At 70.6% G+C, this 1009-nt stretch carries 1 protein-coding gene; it reads right to left on the reverse strand.

The genetic code is table 11. The features are described 5' to 3' along the window. On the reverse strand, window positions 1-1009 hold a 1009-nt coding region (locus VTU_RS25935), incomplete at both ends, for a YhdP family phospholipid transporter (RefSeq protein ID WP_010101941.1).

Raw genomic sequence — 1009 nt, forward strand, 5'->3', positions numbered from 1 at the left:
CAGGCCGATCACGGGATTGATCGCCGTGGCGACCAGGGAGGCGGTCAGCGCGTTGATCTCCGGAACCACGAGCACGCGCAGGTTCTGGGTTTCGTGTGCGATGTCGGCGCTGCCCTCCATCAGCACGGCGGCGCTGACGCCCTTCATCTGCAGGTTGTTCGTGGTGGCCAGGCCCTGGTCGATGCGCACGTCGCCGCGCACGAAGTCGAACGCGAAGCCCTTGCTGAACACGTCGCGGAAGTCCAGTGCCAAGCGCCGCGGCAGCGATTGCAGGCTCAATACGCTGAGCAGCTTCGCCGGCCCCCCGGGGTCGGCCTGGAGGAACTGGCCCGATGCGACGTTCAGGTGGATCTGTCCGGCCATGGAGCGGTAGTCGGGGCTGAACGGGGTCCCGGTCCAGGCCAGCTGCCCTTGCATGCGCCCCTTGCCATTGCGCACCGTGTCGGCCATCCCCAGGCTGTCGAGCAACGCGCCCGCGTCGTGGATTTCGAGCTCGAAGTCGAGCTGCGTGCGCCGCTCGGTCGGCCCGGGGCTCGGCTGCGCCCAGTTGCCGCTCGCGCTCAGGCTCGCCTGCGGCGTCAGGAGGTCGAACTGACTCAGCTGCCACTCGCGCCGCATGCCCTCGCCGCGGTTTTGCGCCTGTATTTCCAGGCGCCCGAGGCGTTTGCCGCGCAGCTCGAATGCGTCCACGACGATGTCCAGCGCGGGCAGGTCGCCCGGTCGTTCGTCGAGCAGCGACTCGACCTGGGCCACGTCGTTCTGCGGAACGCTCAGGCGCGCCAGGCGGGCGAACACGCGCCCGCCGGTCTGCTCGGGCGCGGTCGGCGGGCGGTATTCCAGATGGCCGTTGAGCTCCACGGCGTCGAGGGTCGCGCGCCAGGTGCTGCCTTCGCGCTGCACCCCGGCCACGAGGTTGTGCAGGGTGCGGCCCTGCAGCGTCAGCTGGCGCGCACGCAGCGCCAGCGTGCCGGGCAGATAGTCCTGCGCCACGCCGGGTCCGGCAGCGGCG

It is taken from the genome of Verminephrobacter aporrectodeae subsp. tuberculatae At4 (assembly GCF_000193225.1).
Classification (GTDB): domain Bacteria; phylum Pseudomonadota; class Gammaproteobacteria; order Burkholderiales; family Burkholderiaceae_C; genus Acidovorax; species Acidovorax aporrectodeae.